This is a genomic window from Pseudomonas parasichuanensis (genome assembly GCF_021601385.1).
In the GTDB taxonomy this organism is placed as follows: Bacteria; Pseudomonadota; Gammaproteobacteria; order Pseudomonadales; family Pseudomonadaceae; genus Aquipseudomonas; species Aquipseudomonas parasichuanensis.
This window is the reverse complement of sequence record NZ_BQHO01000025.1, coordinates 40,653-56,802: the sequence shown is the minus strand read 5'-3', so window position 1 is coordinate 56,802 and position 16,150 is coordinate 40,653. Positions and strand designations below refer to the sequence as shown.

Genomic DNA, 16,150 nt, shown 5'->3' with positions numbered 1-16,150 from the left:
CCATCAGTTTTGTTTTTAGATAACTGATGTTATTTTAACTTTGCCTGCGACCGCCAGCGACAAAACGCCGCAGCTTGGTTGAGAAAAGGGAAGGTCGTCGCGGGCAGGGTCAGTTGCCTGTTTTCTGGCGTGATCTGTGAAGCTTTTGTGCCGGCCGAGCCAGCAGACTCGAAGCCAACCAATAACAAGAACGTTGCCCCGTGTGATGGAGGTTTTCGATGCGTCGATCCCAGTCGGCTTACCCGTGCTCAAGCGCAGCAGCGGGTGCACTTTGAAGGCGCTGGTGGTGTTCATCCGTGACCTGAGCGTTCGCAAGAAAATGCTCGCAGGCTTTGGCCTGACCCTCTCGATCACTTTTGGTGTGGTCTGGGCAAGCCTTTCGGCGCTCGACACGACGCTGCAGCGTTTCGAGGACTTGCTCGAGGTCAACGCCATCAACGTGGGGCTCAAGGAGGCGCAGCTCTTTGAGAAGGAATTCGTCATGAAAGGGGATGCCAAATCCCTGGAAAAGGCGCTGGCCCTGGTCGATGAAGTGCACGCCAGAGCCGCGCGTTGTGAAGGGCGCCTGTTGCTGCCCGACAACAAGGCACTCATGCGCAAGGTGCAGGGCGAAGTCGCCAGCTACCGCGACAAGCTGGTTGGCCTGGGGCGTGCCATCACGGCCAATAGCGCAGCCCAGGGCGCCATGGACGACGCGTCGCGCAAGGCATTCGAGGAATTCGATCGGCTGGATGAGCTGCTCGGCAACGCCGCTGCCAGCCGGGTCGCAATGTCCGGCGACCCCATGGTCATGCGCCTGTTCGAGGATTCCAGCCAGGCCAATGAAATGGCGATGGAGCTGCACGAGGCCCGGCGCTCCAGCACCAACTACATCACCCAGCGATCACCCGCCGATGCCGAGCAGGTCCAGGAATTCTTCTCGATGCTCGAGTTCAAAGGTGCTCAGTTGTCTGCGGGGCTTGAAGATCCGCAGGCACGCGCCAGCGTCGAGCATGCCCTTGGCCAGTTGGCCGACTACAGCCAGCAGTTCAACGCGCTGCGCAAAAGCCTGGATGAGCTTGAGTCGACCCGCCAGGCAATGGTCGAGCGAGCCCAGCAAGTGGTGGCCTCGTCCGAAGCGTCGTCATCGCTTGAGCTGCAGTCGCTGCAAAACGAAGCGGCCGAGGCCCGGGCACTGATCATCGGCGCCGCCGTTGTCGCCTTGCTGGTCGGCCTGGCCGGCGCGCTGATGGTGACCCAGTCGATCGTCGGCCCCCTGCAACGGCTGGTCGGGATTGCCCGCAAGGTAGCGGCAGGCGACCTGACCGAAGACCTTCACGGCGAGCGCAGCGACGAACTGGGGCTGCTGATGCACGCCGTACAGGAAATGACCTTGAGCCTGCGCCAGTTGATCGGCCAGCTGGGCGGCGGGATTGCGCAGATTGCCAACGCCGCCCAGGGGCTTTCCGGCGTCACCCGCACCACCAGCCAGGGCGCGAAATCCCAGCGCCTGGAGATCGAGCAAGCGGTGCGGGCGATGGCCGAGATGGTGGTCAGCGTGCAGCATGTGGCGCGCAACGCCGACGGCGCCGCCGAGTCGGCGCGCCATGCCGACGAGCAGACCCGGGCAGGTGGCCTGACGGTGCAGCAGGCGATTGTGCGTACCGAGCAACTGGCGCTGGCGGTTGAACAGTCTGCCGCGTCCATCGGCCGGCTGAAGGATGAAAGCGCCAACATCGGCACGGTGCTCGACGTCATCAAGGGGATTGCCGAGCAGACCAACCTGCTGGCGCTCAATGCGGCCATCGAAGCGGCCAGGGCCGGCGAGGGCGGGCGCGGTTTTGCCGTGGTCGCCGAAGAGGTGCGTGCGTTGGCACGGCGTACCCAGCAGTCCACGGCGCAGATCCAGCAATTGATTCATACCCTGCAGGAGGGCGCGCAGCAGGCGGTTGCGCAAATGGAAGAAAGCCGCGTCATGGCCGGCGACACCGTCCAGGCTGCCCGCCAGGCCGGCCTTTCATTGGTGGCAATCGATCAATCGGTATCCCATATCCAGCAGCTCAATCATCAAATCGCCATCACGGCTGAACAGCAAAGCGCGGTGGCGCAGCAGGTAAACCAGAGTGTTGCCAGTATCCGCGATGTCGCCGAGCAGTCCGCTGCCGCCAGCGAGGAGGTTTCAGCCGCCAGCGCTGACCTTGCCCAGCTGGGGGGCGAGATGAAGCTGTTGGTGGGCCGCTTCGACCTGTCCGATGAAGCGCGTGTGATCGAGGCGATCAACCCCCGGTAAGCCTCGGTGCCGTTGGCGATGGATATCGCTGTGGTTCGCGCCGGTACCTGGGCTCAGGCAGGCCTGCCGGTGCGCACGATGCCTTGCACGAATGCCACCAGTTGCTCGCTGGCGGCCTCCATGTTGCCCCAGTGGGCCTGCCCGCACAGCAGGCTCAGCACCGCCTGCGCGATCGAGCGGGCCTGTGGGCCTGACGCCGGCCCGCGCAGCCCGCATTCGGCAATGATGATCTCACCCAGCAAAGCGCTGTAGGCGGCCTTCAACTGCTCCACCTGATGGGCCTGCTCTGCACTCAGGTTGACCGCCTCGCGCGTGAGCAGCACCAGCTTGTCGGGGTGTGCCTGGCTGAAGGCAATGAACGCCTGCACGAACCGCTGCAGGCGCTCGTTGGTCGAGCAACTGCCTTTGAGTGATTGCCGCGTTTCATACAGCAGGTCGGTCAGGCTCGACTCTATCAGTTCGAACAGCAACCCCTGCTTGCTTTCGATATGGTGGTACAACGAGCCTGCGCGCAAGCCGAGGTGGCTGGCCAGGTCGCGCAGGCCGATGGCCTGGTAGCCGCGCCGGGCGAACAGGTCGCTGGCGGCCGCCAGCACGCGGTCGCGGGCGTCGGGGGAGGGAACAGGCAGGCGGCTGGCGGCGGGCATGGGAGAGACCTGTCGGTGATTTGATGTTTGACCAAATGTAAGACAACAGGCATCTTACGTAAAGACTCAATCGCGGAGGTGTGTTGTGGATAATCAAACGGTGGTGATCGTAGGTGGCGCGTCGGGTCTGGGCCTGGAAACAGCCCGGCTGATGGTCAAGCGTGGCGCCGGCAAGATCGGCCTGGTCGACCGTAACGAGCAATTGTTGGTACAGGCAGCCGAAGAGCTGCGCGGGCAGGGTGTGGAGGTGGCCATCGCGGTCGGCGACATCGCCCGCAAGGACACCGCCCATGCCGCATTCGCCGAGATCGTCGCGGGCCTGGGCCGGGTGCATTGCCTGGTCAACAGCGCGGCGATCTACCCGCGCAAGGACATCTTCGAAATCAACGACGAAGAGTGGGACCTGGAAAACGCGGTCAACATCAAAGGCACCTACCACATGATGGTCGCCGCCGTGCGCCATATGCAGCAGTACGTCGCCGCCCCCGCGGTGACCGGGCGCATCGTCAACGTCACCTCGGTGGATGCCTTCAAGGCCCACCCGCAGAACGCCCACTATGCCGCCACCAAGGCAGCAGTGGTCAGCCTGACCAAATCCTTCGCCCAGGCCTGCGCCAAGGACCAGATCCTGGTCAATTCGGTGGCCCCGGCCGGTTTTGCCACCGAGCGCGCCAAGCAGCTGGGCTTCCTCGGCGAACTGGCCGCCGCCAACCCGCTGGGCCGCGCGGCGGAGCCTGCAGAAATCGCCGAGTGGATCGTGATGATGGGCAGCAGCCGCAACAGCTATGCCACCGGTGAAAACGTGATCGTCAGCGGGGGTTACATCTATGCCTGAAGTCGCATTCCCCGAGGGCTACCAGCGCGCGCTGGTGACCGGGGCCACCAGCGGTATCGGCAAGGCCATCGTGCTGGCGCTGCGCGATGCCGGGTTGCAGGTGATTGCCGTGGGGCGCAGCACCGAGGCGCTGGCCGAGCTTGCCCGCGAGCCTGGGGTGACCACCCTGCAGGCCGATGTGCGTGACGCCAAGGCGCTGAGTGCCGCGCTCGAAGGCCAGAGCGTGGATGTGCTGGTGAACAACGCGGGCATCCTGTCCACCCGTGCGGCGTTCCAGGACATCGACGAGGCCGAAATCGACAACATGCTCGACATCAACCTCAAGGCGCCGCTGCAGCTGGCGCGCCAGGTGCTGCCGGGGATGGTCGGGCGGGGCAGGGGGCACCTGTTCTTCATCGGCTCCAGCGCCGGCCGTGCGCCGCACCCGGGTGCGGCGGTGTATGGCGCTTCCAAGGCCGGTGTGAGCCTGTTCTGTGATGCCCTGCGTTGCGACCTGTTGGGGACCGGGGTACGGGTCACCGAGATTGCGCCGGGCCGGGTGCAGACCCAGCTCTACAAAACTGCCATGGGCATGCAGGCCGCCGGCAGCGAGCTGTATGACGGCTATGAGTCGATCCAGCCCGAAGACATTGCCCAGTTGTTGCTGGCGGCGCTGAAGATGCCGCGCCAGGTGGATGTGTCGCGCCTGGAAGTGTTCCCGACCGCCCAGGCAGTGGGTGGCGGGCGGATGGTCAAGACCGCCGGTTGATCCGGCAGGTTAGCTCGCGGCTCTGGCCCTTTCGCGGGTCAACCCGCTCCCACGGGGTTCGCACTGCCTGTGGGAGCGGGTTGACCCGCGAAGAGGGCGAAGTAGATTTCGGCAAATAGGTGCTTGACCACCTGTAAGACAACATATAACTTACATGAAGACCGCTTCAGCGGATCGGTACAACTACAAAGCACAGCAGGGGATATGACGATGACTGCGACATCATGCCGGGTCGGCGTGGACATAGGCGGCACCTTCACCGATATCGCGCTGGACGTGGACGGCGTGCTGCACTCGACCAAGATCCTGACCGACTACACGCTGCCCGAGCGGGCCATCCTCACTGGCGTGCGCCAGGTGGTGGAGCAGGCCGGCCTGAAGCTTTCGGACATCGACCAGCTGATCCACGGCACCACCCTGGCCACCAACGCGCTGATCGAGCGCCGTGGTGCACGCACCGCCTTCATCACCACCGAAGGCTTTCGCGACACCCTGGAAATGCGCACCGAGAACCGCTTCGAGCAGTACGACATCAACATTGCGTTGCCGCCGCCGCTGATCGACCGCGAACACCGCTTCACCCTGCGTGAGCGCCTCGACGTCAAGGGTCGCGTGCTGATCGCGCCGCTGCAGGCCGACATCGATGCGCTGGTCGAACGCATCGCCGAAGGCAATTACGAAAGCGTCGCCATCGGCTTCATTCACAGCTACGTCAACGGCGCCCACGAGCGCCAGCTGCGCGATGCCCTGCAAGCGCGCCTGCCGAAGCTGTCGATCTCGATCTCCAGCGAAGTCTCGCCGCAGATGCGCGAGTTCGAACGCTTCAATACCGTGTGCGCCAACGCCTACGTCAAGCCGCTGATCAAGTCCTACCTGGACCGTCTGGTGGTCACCCTTAAAGAGTCCGGCGCTGATTGCCCGGTATTCATGATCCACTCCGGTGGCGGCATCATCTCGGTGGAAAGCGCCGCCGAATTCCCGGTGCGCCTGGTGGAGTCCGGCCCGGCTGGCGGCGCGATCTTCGCCGCCGACATCGCCCGCCGCTACCAGCTGCAGAACGTGCTGTCGTTCGACATGGGCGGCACCACGGCAAAAATCTGCCTGATCGAAGACCAGGTGCCGAAGACCGCGAAAACCTTTGAAGTAGCGCGTACCTACCGCTTCAAGAAGGGCAGCGGCATGCCGATTTCCATCCCGGTGGTGGAAATGGTCGAGATCGGTGCCGGCGGCGGCTCGATCGCCAGCATCGACAGCATGCGCCAGATCCGCGTCGGCCCGCACAGCGCGGCCTCCGAGCCCGGCCCGGCCTGCTACGGTCGCGGTGGCCTGGAGCCGACCATCACCGACGCCAACCTGCTGTTGGGCCGCCTGGATGCCGACAACTTCGCCGGCGGCGCCCTGCGCCTGTCGACCCTGGACGCGGCCAATGCCACGGCCCGAGTGATCGGCCAACCGCTGGGCATGAAGCCGGAAACCGCCGCTTTTGGCGTGTGCGAAGTGGTCGACGAGAACATGGCCAACGCCGGCCGCGTGCATGCGGTGGAAAGCGGCAAGGACATCGCCGACTACACCATGATCACCTTCGGTGGCGGCGGCCCGCTGCATGCGGCGCGCCTGTGCGAGAAGATGGGTGTTGCGCGCTTCATCGTCCCGGCCGGTGCCGGCGTGGGCTCGGCCATCGGCTTCCTGCGTGCACCGTTCGGTTACGAAGCCGTGCGCAGCGCCTTCGTACGCCTGTCCGAGTTCGATGCCGACGCGGTCAACAGCCTGATCGACGAGATGAAAGCCGAATCGTTGGGCTTCCTGCGCCAGGGCATGCCCGAGGGCGAGCCGGACATGGACTGCACCGCCTTCATGCGCTACGTCGGCCAGGGCTGGGAAATTCCCGTGGCACTGCCGTTCAAAGCCTTCAGCGCCGCCGATACCGCCCAGTTCAAGGCGCTGTTCGAAGAGGCCTACACCCGCTTCTTCGGCCGCCCGATCGAAGGGCCGGACATCGAGATCGTCAGCTGGTCGGTCAAGGCCAGCTCGCCGCTGCCGCCGGTCGCGCACATCCAGACCGTGGACGCCGCCTACCGCGCCCACGAAGTCGCCCGCCGCCAGGTGTTCGACGTGGCCGCCGGTGGCTTCGTCGAGGCCGGCATCCACCCGCGCGAAGAGCTGCAGGTCGGTGCCCGGGTCGATGGCCCGGCGATCATCGTCGAGCGCGAGACCTCGACCTTCGTCACCTCCAATTTCACCGCCACGGTCCAGCCAGACGGCTGCCTGCTGGTCGTGCGTCGCTAACGCCTGATTCGGAAGACTAACGCCATGAGCGATACTTTGATCGACATTCAAATGCAGGTGATGTGGAACCGCCTGGTCTCGGTGGTCGAAGAGCAGGCCCTGACCCTGATCCGCACCGCCTTCTCCACCAGCGTGCGCGAGGCCGGCGACCTGTCGGCCGGTGTCTTCGACCGTGCCGGCAACATGCTCGCCCAGGCCGTCACCGGCACCCCCGGCCACGTCAACACCATGGCCGAGGCGGTGGTGCACTTCATCAAGGACATCGGCCAAGACAACATCTTCGAAGGCGATGTGTACGTGACCAACGACCCGTGGAAGGGTACCGGCCACCTGCACGACATCACCATCGTTTCGCCATCGTTCTACAAGGGCAAGCTGATCGGCTACTTCGCCAGTACCGCCCACGTGGTCGACATCGGTGGCCGCGGCTTCGGCCCGGACGCCCGCGAGGTGTACGAGGAAGGCCTGTTCATCCCGATCATGAAGCTGTTCGAGCGCGGCCAGGTCAACCGTGACCTGATCAACATCCTGCGCAACAACGTGCGCGAGAACGACCGGGTGGTGGGTGACTTCTACGCCCTGTCGGCGTGCAACGAGACCGGCCACAAGCGCCTGCTCGACATGCTCGAAGAGTTCAAACTGGACGACCTGGAGCACATCGGCGGCTTCATCCTCGAACACAGCCGCCGTGCCACCCTGGAGTGCTTCAAGGCGCTGCCCCATGGCACCTACAGCAACAGCATGACCCTCGACGGCTACGACGTGCCGGTGACCCTCGCCGTGACCATCACGGTCGGCCCGGATGGTATCCACAGCGACTTCACCGGCACCTCGGGCATGAGCCAGTTCGGCATCAACGTGCCGCTGGGCTATGCCAAGGCCTATGCCTGCTATGGCCTCAAGTGCATCGTTGCGCCGGAGATCCCCAACAACACCGCGTCGCTGGCGCCGTTCGAAGTGACCGCGCCGGAAGGCTGCATCCTCAACGCCAAGCACCCGGCGCCGGTGTCGGTGCGCCATGTGCTCGGCCACTTCGTGCCCGACCTGGTGCTGGGCGCCTTGCACAAGTGCCTGCCAGGCAAGGTCCCGGCCGAAGGCGCCAGCGCCCTGTGGAACCTGCACCTGAGCGTGCGCCCGCTGGAAAGCAACCCGAATGGCCGCAATGCCGAGATGCTGATGTTCAACAGCGGCGGCATGGGCGCCCGTTCAGCGATGGACGGCCTGAGCGCCACCGCCTTCCCCAGCGGCGTGCACACCATGCCGGTGGAGGCCACCGAGCATGCCGGCCCGGTGGTGGTCTGGCGCAAGGAGCTGCGTGAAGGCTCCGGCGGTGCCGGCCAGCTGCGCGGCGGCCTGGGCCAGGAGATCGAAGTGTCGGCGGCCGAGGGCTACAGCTTCCGCTTCAGCGCCATGTTCGACCGCATCCAGTACCCGGCTCGCGGCCTCGAAGGTGGCCAGGAAGGCGCCGAAGGCTTCGTCGGCCTGGACGACGGCACCCTGCTGCGCGGCAAGGGCCAGCAGTTCGTGCCAGCGGATCGCCGCCTGGTGCTGCGCCTGCCCGGTGGCGGCGGCTACGGTGACCCGCGCCAGCGCGACCGCCAGCAGGTGGAGCGCGACTTGCGCTACGGCTACATCAGCGCCGAGCAGGCGCGCAACGACTACGGCTTCGACGCCGCCCAGGAGCGCTGAGCCATGGATATCCAGAGCAGCCGCGTACGCGCGGTGAAAAGTTCGCCAAGCATGGCCGTGTCGGTGCTGGCCAAGCAGATGCTGGCCAAGGGCGAGCCGGTGATCAACCTGGCACTCGGTGAGCCGGACTACAACGTCCCGGCCCACGTGATCGAGGCTGCCTACCAGGCGATGCTGGCCGGCAACAACCACTACACCGCGCCCAACGGGCTGGAGAGCCTGCGCCAGGCTATCGTCGACAAGTTCGCCCGGGAAAACGACCTGGTCTACGGCCTCGATGAGATCTGCGTGGGCAACGGCGCCAAGCAACTGCTGTTCAATGCCTTCCTGGCCACGCTGGAGGAGGGCGACGAAGTCATCACCCCGGCGCCGTACTGGGTGTCGTACACCGACATGGCGATGCTCAACGGCGGTGTGCCGGTGGTCATCCCCTGCGGCGCCGAGCAGGGCTTCAAGGTCACCCCCGAGCAGCTGGAAGCAGCCATCACCCCGCGCACCCGCTGGGTGATGCTCAACTCGCCGAACAACCCCAGCGGCGCGATCTTCACCCGTGAAGAGTTCGCCGCGCTCGGCAAGGTGCTGGAGCGCCACCCGGACGTGCTGGTGATCTCCGACGAGATCTACGAGCACATCGTGCTGGGCGACCAGCCGTTCGTCTCGTTCGTCACCGCGTGCCCGCAACTGCGCGAGCGCACCCTGCTGATCAACGGGGTGTCCAAGGCCTACGCCATGACCGGCTACCGCCTGGGCTACGCGGCAGGCCCGAAGGATTTGATCGTGGCGATGAACAAGACCCAGTCGCAGACCACCACCTGCCCGTCGAGTATTTCGCAGCTGGCGGCGGTGGCGGCCCTGAATGGCCCGCAGCACTTCGTGCATGACGCCAACCGTGAGTACCAGGCGCGCGGCGCCCTGGTGGTCGAGGGGCTGGCGCAGATCCCGGGCCTGAAGCTGCAGATGCCACAGGGCGCGTTCTACGCCTTCCCCGAGGTCAGTGCCTTCATCGGCAAGCGCACGCCGGACGGGCAGGTGATCGGCAATGACGCCGAGCTGTCGGCCTACCTGCTGCGCGAGGGCAAGGTCGCCACCGTGCCGGGTTCGGCGTTCGGCGTGGAACCTTATGTGCGCCTGTCCTTCGCCACGTCGCGGCAGGAGCTGGAACAGGCACTGGGCCAGCTGCGCGACGCGTTCGCGGCGCTGGCCTGACTCCACGAATCGAAACGAGGTAAACCATGAGCAAGCCATTCAAACGCCTGCTGATCACCGGCGCCGCCGGGCGCCTGGGCAGCGTGCTGCGCAAGCACCTGGCGCAGTTCGCCGATGAGCTGCGCCTGACCGACATCGCCGACTTGGGCCATGCCGCGCCGCACGAAGAGCTGGTCCGCTGCGACCTGGGCAACTTCGCTGACGTGCTGCCGTTGACCGAGGGCGTCGACGCCATCGTGCATGCCGGTGGCGTGCCGGTCGAGGACACCTTCGAGAAGATCCTCAACGGCAATATCGTCGGCACCTACAACATCTACGAAGCGGCCCGGCGCAATGGCGTCAAGCGCGTGGTGTACACCAGCTCCAACCACGCCATCGGCTTCTACGACCGCACCGAGACCATCGATGCCACCGCCGCGCACCGGCCCGACAGCCTGTACGGCGTGAGCAAGTGCTTCGCCGAGGACCTGGGCCGCTACTACTGGGACAAGTTCGCCATCGAGTCGGTGAACCTGCGCATCGGTTCGTCGTTCCCCGAACCGCTGGACCGCCGCATGCTCGCCACCTGGCTGTCGTTCGACGACTTCGCCCAGCTGACCGAGCGCTCGCTGCTGGCGCCAAGGGTCGGGCACATGGTGGTGTACGGCATGTCGGCCAACCGCGAGAGCCTGTGGGACAACCGCCTGGCCTCGTCGATCGGTTATGTGCCGAAAGACAGCGCCGATGATTACCGCGAGAAGGTACTGGCCGAGCACCCGCCGCTGCACCCGAACGAGCCGGCGGCGCGTTACCACGGCGGCAACTTCGCCGGCGCCGGGCATTTCGAAGACCCGAAGTGACCTGTGCTGGCCCCATCGCCGGCAAGCCGGCTCCCACAGGAATGGCGCCGGGGCTGAGCTGTGCGCTGTACCTGTGGGAGCCGGCTTGCCGGCGATGAGGCCGGTACAGCCAAGCGATCCCTGTGCCTTGAATATCGCAACATCAGAAGAGAGCTAATTCCATGGCTTCCACCGCAAAACAACAGAGCTACGATGTGGTGATCGTCGGCGGCGCCGTCAATGGCAGCTCGACCGCCTACTTCCTGGCCAACAACCCGGACTTCAAGGGTTCGCTGTTGGTCATCGAGCGCGACTGGACCTACAACAAGTCGGCCACCGCGCTGTCGAGCAGCTCGATCCGCCAGCAGTTTTCCAACCCGATCAACATCGAGATCTCCAAGTTCGGCGCCGAATTCGTGCGCAACTTCCCCGACCTGATGGAGGTCGACGGCGACCGCCCGGACCTGGCCTTCCACGAGAACGGCTACCTGTTCCTCGGCGATGACAAGGGCTATGAGGTGCTGCGCCGCCTGCACGACACCCAGGTGTCCCATGGCGCCGACGTGCACCTGCTCGACCCCGAGCAGCTGCAGCGCAAGTTCCCCTGGGTCAATATCGACACCCTGGCCGGTGCCAGCTATGGCCAGAGCGGCGAAGGCTGGTTCGACAGCCTCGGCATGCTCAACGGCTTCCGCCGCAAGGCACGTTCGATGGGCATCGAGTACATCGAGAACGAAGTGGTCGCCATCCAGCGTGAAGGCGACCGCATCACCGGCGTGCAATTGGCCAGTGGCGAGCGCATCGGCTGCGGCCTGCTGGTCAACTGCGCCGGCACCCGCGGCACCAAGGTCGCGCGCATGGCCGGCCTGGACATCCCGGTGGAGCCGCGCCGCCGTTCGCTGTTCGTGTTCGACTGCCGCACCCCGCTGGAAGGCACCGTGCCGCTGACCATCGACCCGACCGGTGTGTTCTTCCGCCCCGAGGGCAAGTTCTACCTGGGCGGCACCTACCCCAAGCACGACCCGCAAGTGGACTTCGAGGACTTCGACGTGATGCACGACGAGTTCGACGAAGAAGTCTGGCCGATCCTCGCCGAGCGCGTACCGGCGTTCGAGGGCATCAAGGTGGTCAACTTCTGGGCCGGGCACTACGACTTCTGCGTGCTCGACCACAACGCCATCGTCGGCCCGCACAACGAGGTGAAGAACTTCCTGTTCTGCAACGGCTTCAGCGGCCACGGCCTGCAGCAGGCGCCGGCCATCGGCCGCGGCCTGTCCGAACTGATCACCTACGGCGGCTACCGCTCGCTGGACCTGGGCGCGCTGTCCTATCAACGCGTCATCGACAACAAGCCGTTCCTGGAAGATTCGGTCATCTGACCGCGCGGCCTGAGGGAGAACAACAATGAGCAACTCCGAAGTGAAGCGCAGCGGCGGCCAGGTCCTGGTCGATGCCTTGCGGGTCAATGGTGTCGAGCGCGCTTTCTGCGTGCCGGGCGAGAGCTACCTGGCGGTGCTCGATGCGCTGCACGATGTGCAGGACGACATCGAGCTGATCGTCTGCCGCCAGGAAGGCGGCGCGGCTTACATGGCCGAAGCCTACGGCAAGCTGACCGGCAAGCCGGGCATCTGCATGGTCACCCGCGGCCCCGGTGCCACCAACGCCTCGGTGGGCGTGCACACCGCCTTCCAGGACTCCACGCCGATGATCCTGTTCATCGGCCAGGTGGCCCGCGACCAGATCGAGCGCGAAGCCTTCCAGGAAGTGGACTACCGCCGCATGTTCGGCCAGATGGCCAAGTGGGTGGTGCAGATCGACGATGCCGCGCGCATTCCCGAACTGATCAACCAGGCCTTCCAGCGCGCCATCAGCGGCCGCCCGGGCCCGGTGGTGGTGGCGCTGCCCGAAGACATGCTGACCGACCTGGTGCAGGTGCCCGATGCTCGCCCGGCCAAACGCGTCGAGGCGGCGCCGGCGCCTGAGGCCCTGGGTGAGCTGCAGCAGTTGCTGGCCAAGGCCGAGCGGCCGCTGGTGGTGGCCGGTGGCGGCGGCTGGACGGCCGAGGCGGTGGCGGACTTGAAGTCCTTCGTGCACACCCAGAACCTGCCGCTGGCGGCCTCGTTCCGTTGCCAGGACCTGTTCGACAACACCGACCCGCACTACGCCGGTGACCTCGGCCTGGCTGCCGGCCCGGTGCTGGTGGAGGCGGTCAAGCAGTCCGACCTGTTGATCGTGGTCGGTGCACGTTTGGGCGAGATGACCACCGGCGGTTACGCCCTGGTCGATATCCCGACACCGAAGCAGGCGCTGGTGCATGTGCACCCCAGTGCCGAGGAGATCGGCCGGGTGTACCAGCCGACCCTGGGCATCAATGCCGGCCCCGGCAGTTTCCTGCGCCAGGTGAACCGGCTCGGGCCGGTGCGCCCCGAGGCTTTCGAGGATTGGACTGTCAGCCTTAATCGCGGCTACCTGGGCAACTTCGAAACCCCGCGCTCGCCGGGCGATGTGCAGATGAGCGAGGTGATTGCCTGGCTGAACAAGCACCTGCCCACCGACAGCATCCTCACCTGCGGCGCCGGCAACTACACCGGCTGGGTGCACCGTGGTTACCAGCACCGTGAATTCCGCACGCTGCTCGGCCCCACCAATGGTTCGATGGGGTATGGCGTGCCGGCAGCGGTGGCGGCCAAGCTGACCTACCCGCAGCGCACCGTGGTGGCATTCGCCGGCGACGGCTGCTTCATGATGAACGGCCAGGAGCTGGCCACGGCGGCGCACTACGATGCCCGGGTGATCACCATCGTGGTCAACAACGGCATGTACGGCACCATCCGCATGCACCAGGAGCGCAGCTACCCGGGCCGCGTGTCGGGCACCGAGCTGCACAACCCGGACTTCGCCGCCCTGGCCCGTGCCTATGGCCTGCACGGTGAAACGGTCACGCGCACCGAAGATTTCGTCGCAGCCTTCGAGCGCTGCCAGGCATCCGGCAAGCCGGCGCTGATCGAAATCCAGGTAGACCCGGAAGCCCTGACCCCGCGCATGACCCTCAGCCAGATCCGCGACAAGGCGCTGCAAGCCCAACGCTGATTCGCCTCAGGTGGGGCGCGTTACGGCCCCACCTTTTTTAATTCTTTGAACGAGCCAATCGACATGAACCTTGCCGATCACGATCTGCTGCGTGACGTTTGCTACATCGATGGACAATGGCTGGCGGCCGACAGCGGCCAGCGCATCGCCGTGACCAACCCGGCCAACGGTGAAGTGCTGGGCCATGTGCCGCGCATGGGCGTCGAGGAAACCCGCCGCGCCATTGCCGCCGCCGAGCGCGCCTTGCCGGCCTGGCGCGCGCTCACCGCCAAGGAGCGCGCCGCCCGGTTGCAGGCCTGGTTCCGCGAAATCATCGCCCACCAGGAAGACCTGGCGCGGATCATGACCGCCGAGCAGGGCAAGCCGCTGGCCGAGTCGCGGGGCGAAATCGCCTTTGCCGCGGCCTATGTGGAGTTCTATGCCGAAGAGGGCAAGCGCATCTATGGCGATGTGATCCCCTCGCCGAACGCCGATCGCCGTTTGCTCGTCACCAAGGAGCCGATTGGCGTGTGCGCGGCGATCACGCCGTGGAACTTCCCGGCGGCGATGATCACCCGCAAGGCCGCACCGGCCCTGGCAGCGGGTTGCACCCTGGTGCTCAAGCCGGCTTCGCAGACGCCGTTCAGTGCCCTGGCGCTGTGTGTGCTGGCGGAGCGTGCAGGCATCCCTGCCGGTGTGCTGAGCGTGGTCACCGGTGACTCGGCGGCCATCGGCGGCGAGCTCACGGCCAGCCCGATCGTGCGCAAGCTGTCGTTTACCGGCTCCACGCCGATCGGCATCCAGTTGCTGCAGCAGTCGGCGGCGACGGTTAAGAAGGTGACCATGGAGCTGGGCGGTAATGCGCCCTTTATCGTGTTCGACGATGCCGACCTGGAGAAGGCCGTGGAAGGCGCGCTGATCGCCAAGTTCCGCAACAGCGGGCAAACCTGCGTGTGCGCCAACCGCTTCTACATCCAGGACGGCATCTACGAGCGCTTCGTTGCGCGTTTCGCCGAGCGAGTGAATGAGCTGGTGGTGGGGCAGGGCGATGCGCCGGGCACCCAGGTCGGGCCGATGATCGACGGGCGTGCGGCCACTGGCGTCGAGCGCCTGGTGGGCGAAGCGGTGGAGGCGGGCGCGCGGGTGGTGGCCGGTGGGCGCCGGCATGCGCTGGGCGAGGCATTCTTCGAGCCGACCTTGCTGGCCGATGTGACGGCGGGCATGCGTGTGGCGCGAGAGGAGATCTTCGGGCCGGTGGCACCGATCTTCCGCTTCAGCACCGAGCAGGAGGTGATTGCCCAGGCCAACGACACCGAGTTCGGGCTGGCCTGCTATGCGTACACCCAGGATGTCGGGCGGGTGTGGCGGGGGTCCGAGGCCTTGGGGTATGGGATGGTCGGGATCAACGTTGGCGTGGTGGCCACCGAGGTCGCGCCGTTTGGCGGGGTGAAGGCATCCGGGTTGGGCAGGGAAGGGTCGCAGTACGGGATCGAGGATTATCTGGAGATCAAGTACGTGTGCCTGGGGATCTGACGGGCTGTGCGGCCCTTGTAGGAGCGGCCTTGTGCCGCGAAAGGCCGCGAAGCGGCCCCGGCCATGAACGACACCGCTGTATTGATGGGGCCGCTTTGCGGCCCTTTCGCGGCACAAGGCCGCTCCTGCAGGGAGGTGTGTTTGCCTCAGGCCTTGCTGTCGAGCAACCGCTGATAGCGCGACAGGCTCTCTTCCAGGTGCTTGCGCAGCGCCGTGCGCGCGCTGCTGACATCACCCATGCTGATCGCCGACAGGATCGCTCCATGCTCGCGGCCGATCTTCTTGATGTGCGCCTGGCGGTTCTTGCCGCTGACCTGGCCGTGCTTGAGGTTGAGGTCGAGAATGATGTCCGGCCCCAGCGCTTCGAGCAGTTGGGTGAAGTGCGGGTTGTTGGTGGCGCGGGCAATGGCCAGGTGGAACTCGAAGTCGGCCTTGGCCTCTTCTTCCTGCGAAGCACCGTCCAGCGAGTTGAAGCGGTCGAACGCTTCGGTGATCGCCGCCATGCTGGCCGGGCTGCGGCGCTCGGCGGCGCGGGCCACCGATTCGGTCTCGATCCCCAGGCGCAGCTCCAGAATGTGCGCGGCGGCGCGTACATCGTCGACCACGCTGTCGATGGCAAAGCCGATGCGCTTGACGTCCTGCTCGACCACGAACACGCCCACCCCCTGGCGTGCCACCAGGCGCCCGCCCAGGCGCAGCGAGGCCACGGCTTCGCGGATCACCGGGCGGCTGACGTTGAACTCTTTGCACAGCTCCTGCTCGGACGGCAGTTTGTCACCGGGGCCATAGGTGCCGTTGTCGATCCGGCTGGACAGCTCCTGGATCACGGTTTCCGCCAGATTGGCGCGACGCGTGCCTAACGACGCATTCATAGAAGGGTTGCTCCTGAAACTGATTGGCTCATCACGGTTGTGATCCGCAGGTTGCGCGCAGCCCTCGAGCCGTATGCGGCGGGATCCGTAGCCAACCAGCGGTGATGTAGTCGCCATATGTTATCAAACATCTGACCAGCGAGTGGCGACCCTGTTGTGCCCCGCGGATCGTTCGTCG

At 65.7% G+C, this 16,150-nt stretch carries 13 protein-coding genes and 1 pseudogene; 11 read left to right on the top strand and 3 right to left on the bottom strand.

Annotation, left to right across the window (positions count from 1 at the left end):
• Nucleotides 1-15: 15 nt before the first annotated feature.
• The gene (locus L6D77_RS19040; protein ID WP_232883636.1) at nucleotides 16-294 is read right to left on the bottom strand and encodes a hypothetical protein; all 279 of its coding nucleotides are present in this window, start codon (nucleotides 292-294) and stop codon (nucleotides 16-18) included.
• Between L6D77_RS19040 and L6D77_RS27545 the strand changes: the two are divergent.
• Both L6D77_RS27545 and L6D77_RS27540 read left to right on the top strand, forming a co-directional pair.
• Nucleotides 206-1,375 (top strand): annotated as a pseudogene (locus tag L6D77_RS27545) (methyl-accepting chemotaxis protein); the annotation flags it as partial. The gene L6D77_RS19040 and the pseudogene L6D77_RS27545 overlap by 89 nt on opposite strands.
• Nucleotides 1,349-2,269: a methyl-accepting chemotaxis protein gene (locus L6D77_RS27540; RefSeq protein WP_373870600.1), complete on the top strand. Its 921-nt coding sequence runs from the start codon at nucleotides 1,349-1,351 to the stop codon at nucleotides 2,267-2,269. The pseudogene L6D77_RS27545 and the gene L6D77_RS27540, both read left to right, overlap by 27 nt.
• Before the next feature lie 53 nt (nucleotides 2,270-2,322).
• Here L6D77_RS27540 and L6D77_RS19030 read toward each other — a convergent pair whose 3' ends face one another.
• On the bottom strand, nucleotides 2,323-2,916 hold the full coding sequence (locus L6D77_RS19030) for a TetR/AcrR family transcriptional regulator (protein WP_232883633.1): 594 nt from the start codon (nucleotides 2,914-2,916) through the stop codon (nucleotides 2,323-2,325).
• Nucleotides 2,917-3,001: 85 nt separating this feature from the next.
• Between L6D77_RS19030 and L6D77_RS19025 the strand changes: the two genes are divergently transcribed.
• The 9 genes from L6D77_RS19025 (at nucleotide 3,002) to L6D77_RS18985 (ending at nucleotide 15,100) form a co-directional block, all read left to right on the top strand.
• Nucleotides 3,002-3,751 (top strand): SDR family NAD(P)-dependent oxidoreductase, encoded by a 750-nt coding sequence (locus L6D77_RS19025; protein ID WP_232883631.1) that lies wholly within the window; start codon nucleotides 3,002-3,004, stop codon nucleotides 3,749-3,751.
• Nucleotides 3,744-4,499, top strand: coding sequence for an SDR family oxidoreductase (locus L6D77_RS19020; RefSeq protein ID WP_232883630.1), 756 nt, complete (start codon nucleotides 3,744-3,746; stop codon nucleotides 4,497-4,499). The genes L6D77_RS19025 and L6D77_RS19020 overlap by 8 nt, the downstream gene beginning before the upstream one ends.
• Nucleotides 4,500-4,709: 210 nt before the next feature.
• A complete protein-coding gene (locus tag L6D77_RS19015; protein ID WP_232883628.1) occupies nucleotides 4,710-6,785 on the top strand; it encodes a hydantoinase/oxoprolinase family protein in 2,076 nt (691 codons plus the stop codon).
• Nucleotides 6,786-6,809: 24 nt separating this feature from the next.
• Nucleotides 6,810-8,474: a hydantoinase B/oxoprolinase family protein gene (locus L6D77_RS19010; RefSeq protein WP_232883626.1), complete on the top strand. Its 1,665-nt coding sequence runs from the start codon at nucleotides 6,810-6,812 to the stop codon at nucleotides 8,472-8,474.
• Nucleotides 8,475-8,477: 3 nt separating this feature from the next.
• Nucleotides 8,478-9,680 (top strand): pyridoxal phosphate-dependent aminotransferase, encoded by a 1,203-nt coding sequence (locus tag L6D77_RS19005; protein WP_232883624.1) that lies wholly within the window; start codon nucleotides 8,478-8,480, stop codon nucleotides 9,678-9,680.
• A gap of 26 nt (nucleotides 9,681-9,706) precedes the next feature.
• Nucleotides 9,707-10,519: an NAD-dependent epimerase/dehydratase family protein gene (locus L6D77_RS19000; RefSeq protein WP_232883623.1), complete on the top strand. Its 813-nt coding sequence runs from the start codon at nucleotides 9,707-9,709 to the stop codon at nucleotides 10,517-10,519.
• Between the two features lie 161 nt (nucleotides 10,520-10,680).
• Nucleotides 10,681-11,877, top strand: coding sequence for an NAD(P)/FAD-dependent oxidoreductase (locus tag L6D77_RS18995; protein ID WP_232883621.1), 1,197 nt, complete (start codon nucleotides 10,681-10,683; stop codon nucleotides 11,875-11,877).
• Nucleotides 11,878-11,902: 25 nt separating this feature from the next.
• The gene (locus tag L6D77_RS18990; RefSeq protein WP_232883619.1) at nucleotides 11,903-13,588 is read left to right on the top strand and encodes a thiamine pyrophosphate-binding protein; all 1,686 of its coding nucleotides are present in this window, start codon (nucleotides 11,903-11,905) and stop codon (nucleotides 13,586-13,588) included.
• A gap of 63 nt (nucleotides 13,589-13,651) precedes the next feature.
• Nucleotides 13,652-15,100 (top strand): NAD-dependent succinate-semialdehyde dehydrogenase, encoded by a 1,449-nt coding sequence (locus L6D77_RS18985; protein WP_236170110.1) that lies wholly within the window; start codon nucleotides 13,652-13,654, stop codon nucleotides 15,098-15,100.
• A gap of 146 nt (nucleotides 15,101-15,246) precedes the next feature.
• On the opposite strand, the gene L6D77_RS18980 is transcribed toward L6D77_RS18985, so the two are convergent.
• Nucleotides 15,247-15,972 (bottom strand): FadR/GntR family transcriptional regulator, encoded by a 726-nt coding sequence (locus L6D77_RS18980; protein ID WP_232883615.1) that lies wholly within the window; start codon nucleotides 15,970-15,972, stop codon nucleotides 15,247-15,249.
• Nucleotides 15,973-16,150 lie beyond the last annotated feature (178 nt).

Coding starts and splice junctions, on each gene's coding strand:
- L6D77_RS19005 (WP_232883624.1), top strand. CDS start 8,478: ATGGATATCCAGAGCAGCCGCGTACGCGCGGTGAAAAGTTCGCCAAGC.
- L6D77_RS27540 (WP_373870600.1), top strand. CDS start 1,349: ATGCACGCCGTACAGGAAATGACCTTGAGCCTGCGCCAGTTGATCGGC.
- L6D77_RS19000 (WP_232883623.1), top strand. CDS start 9,707: ATGAGCAAGCCATTCAAACGCCTGCTGATCACCGGCGCCGCCGGGCGC.
- L6D77_RS19030 (WP_232883633.1), bottom strand. CDS start 2,916: ATGCCCGCCGCCAGCCGCCTGCCTGTTCCCTCCCCCGACGCCCGCGAC.
- L6D77_RS19015 (WP_232883628.1), top strand. CDS start 4,710: ATGACTGCGACATCATGCCGGGTCGGCGTGGACATAGGCGGCACCTTC.
- L6D77_RS19020 (WP_232883630.1), top strand. CDS start 3,744: ATGCCTGAAGTCGCATTCCCCGAGGGCTACCAGCGCGCGCTGGTGACC.
- L6D77_RS18995 (WP_232883621.1), top strand. CDS start 10,681: ATGGCTTCCACCGCAAAACAACAGAGCTACGATGTGGTGATCGTCGGC.
- L6D77_RS18980 (WP_232883615.1), bottom strand. CDS start 15,972: ATGAATGCGTCGTTAGGCACGCGTCGCGCCAATCTGGCGGAAACCGTG.
- L6D77_RS19040 (WP_232883636.1), bottom strand. CDS start 294: ATGAACACCACCAGCGCCTTCAAAGTGCACCCGCTGCTGCGCTTGAGC.
- L6D77_RS18990 (WP_232883619.1), top strand. CDS start 11,903: ATGAGCAACTCCGAAGTGAAGCGCAGCGGCGGCCAGGTCCTGGTCGAT.
- L6D77_RS19010 (WP_232883626.1), top strand. CDS start 6,810: ATGAGCGATACTTTGATCGACATTCAAATGCAGGTGATGTGGAACCGC.
- L6D77_RS18985 (WP_236170110.1), top strand. CDS start 13,652: ATGAACCTTGCCGATCACGATCTGCTGCGTGACGTTTGCTACATCGAT.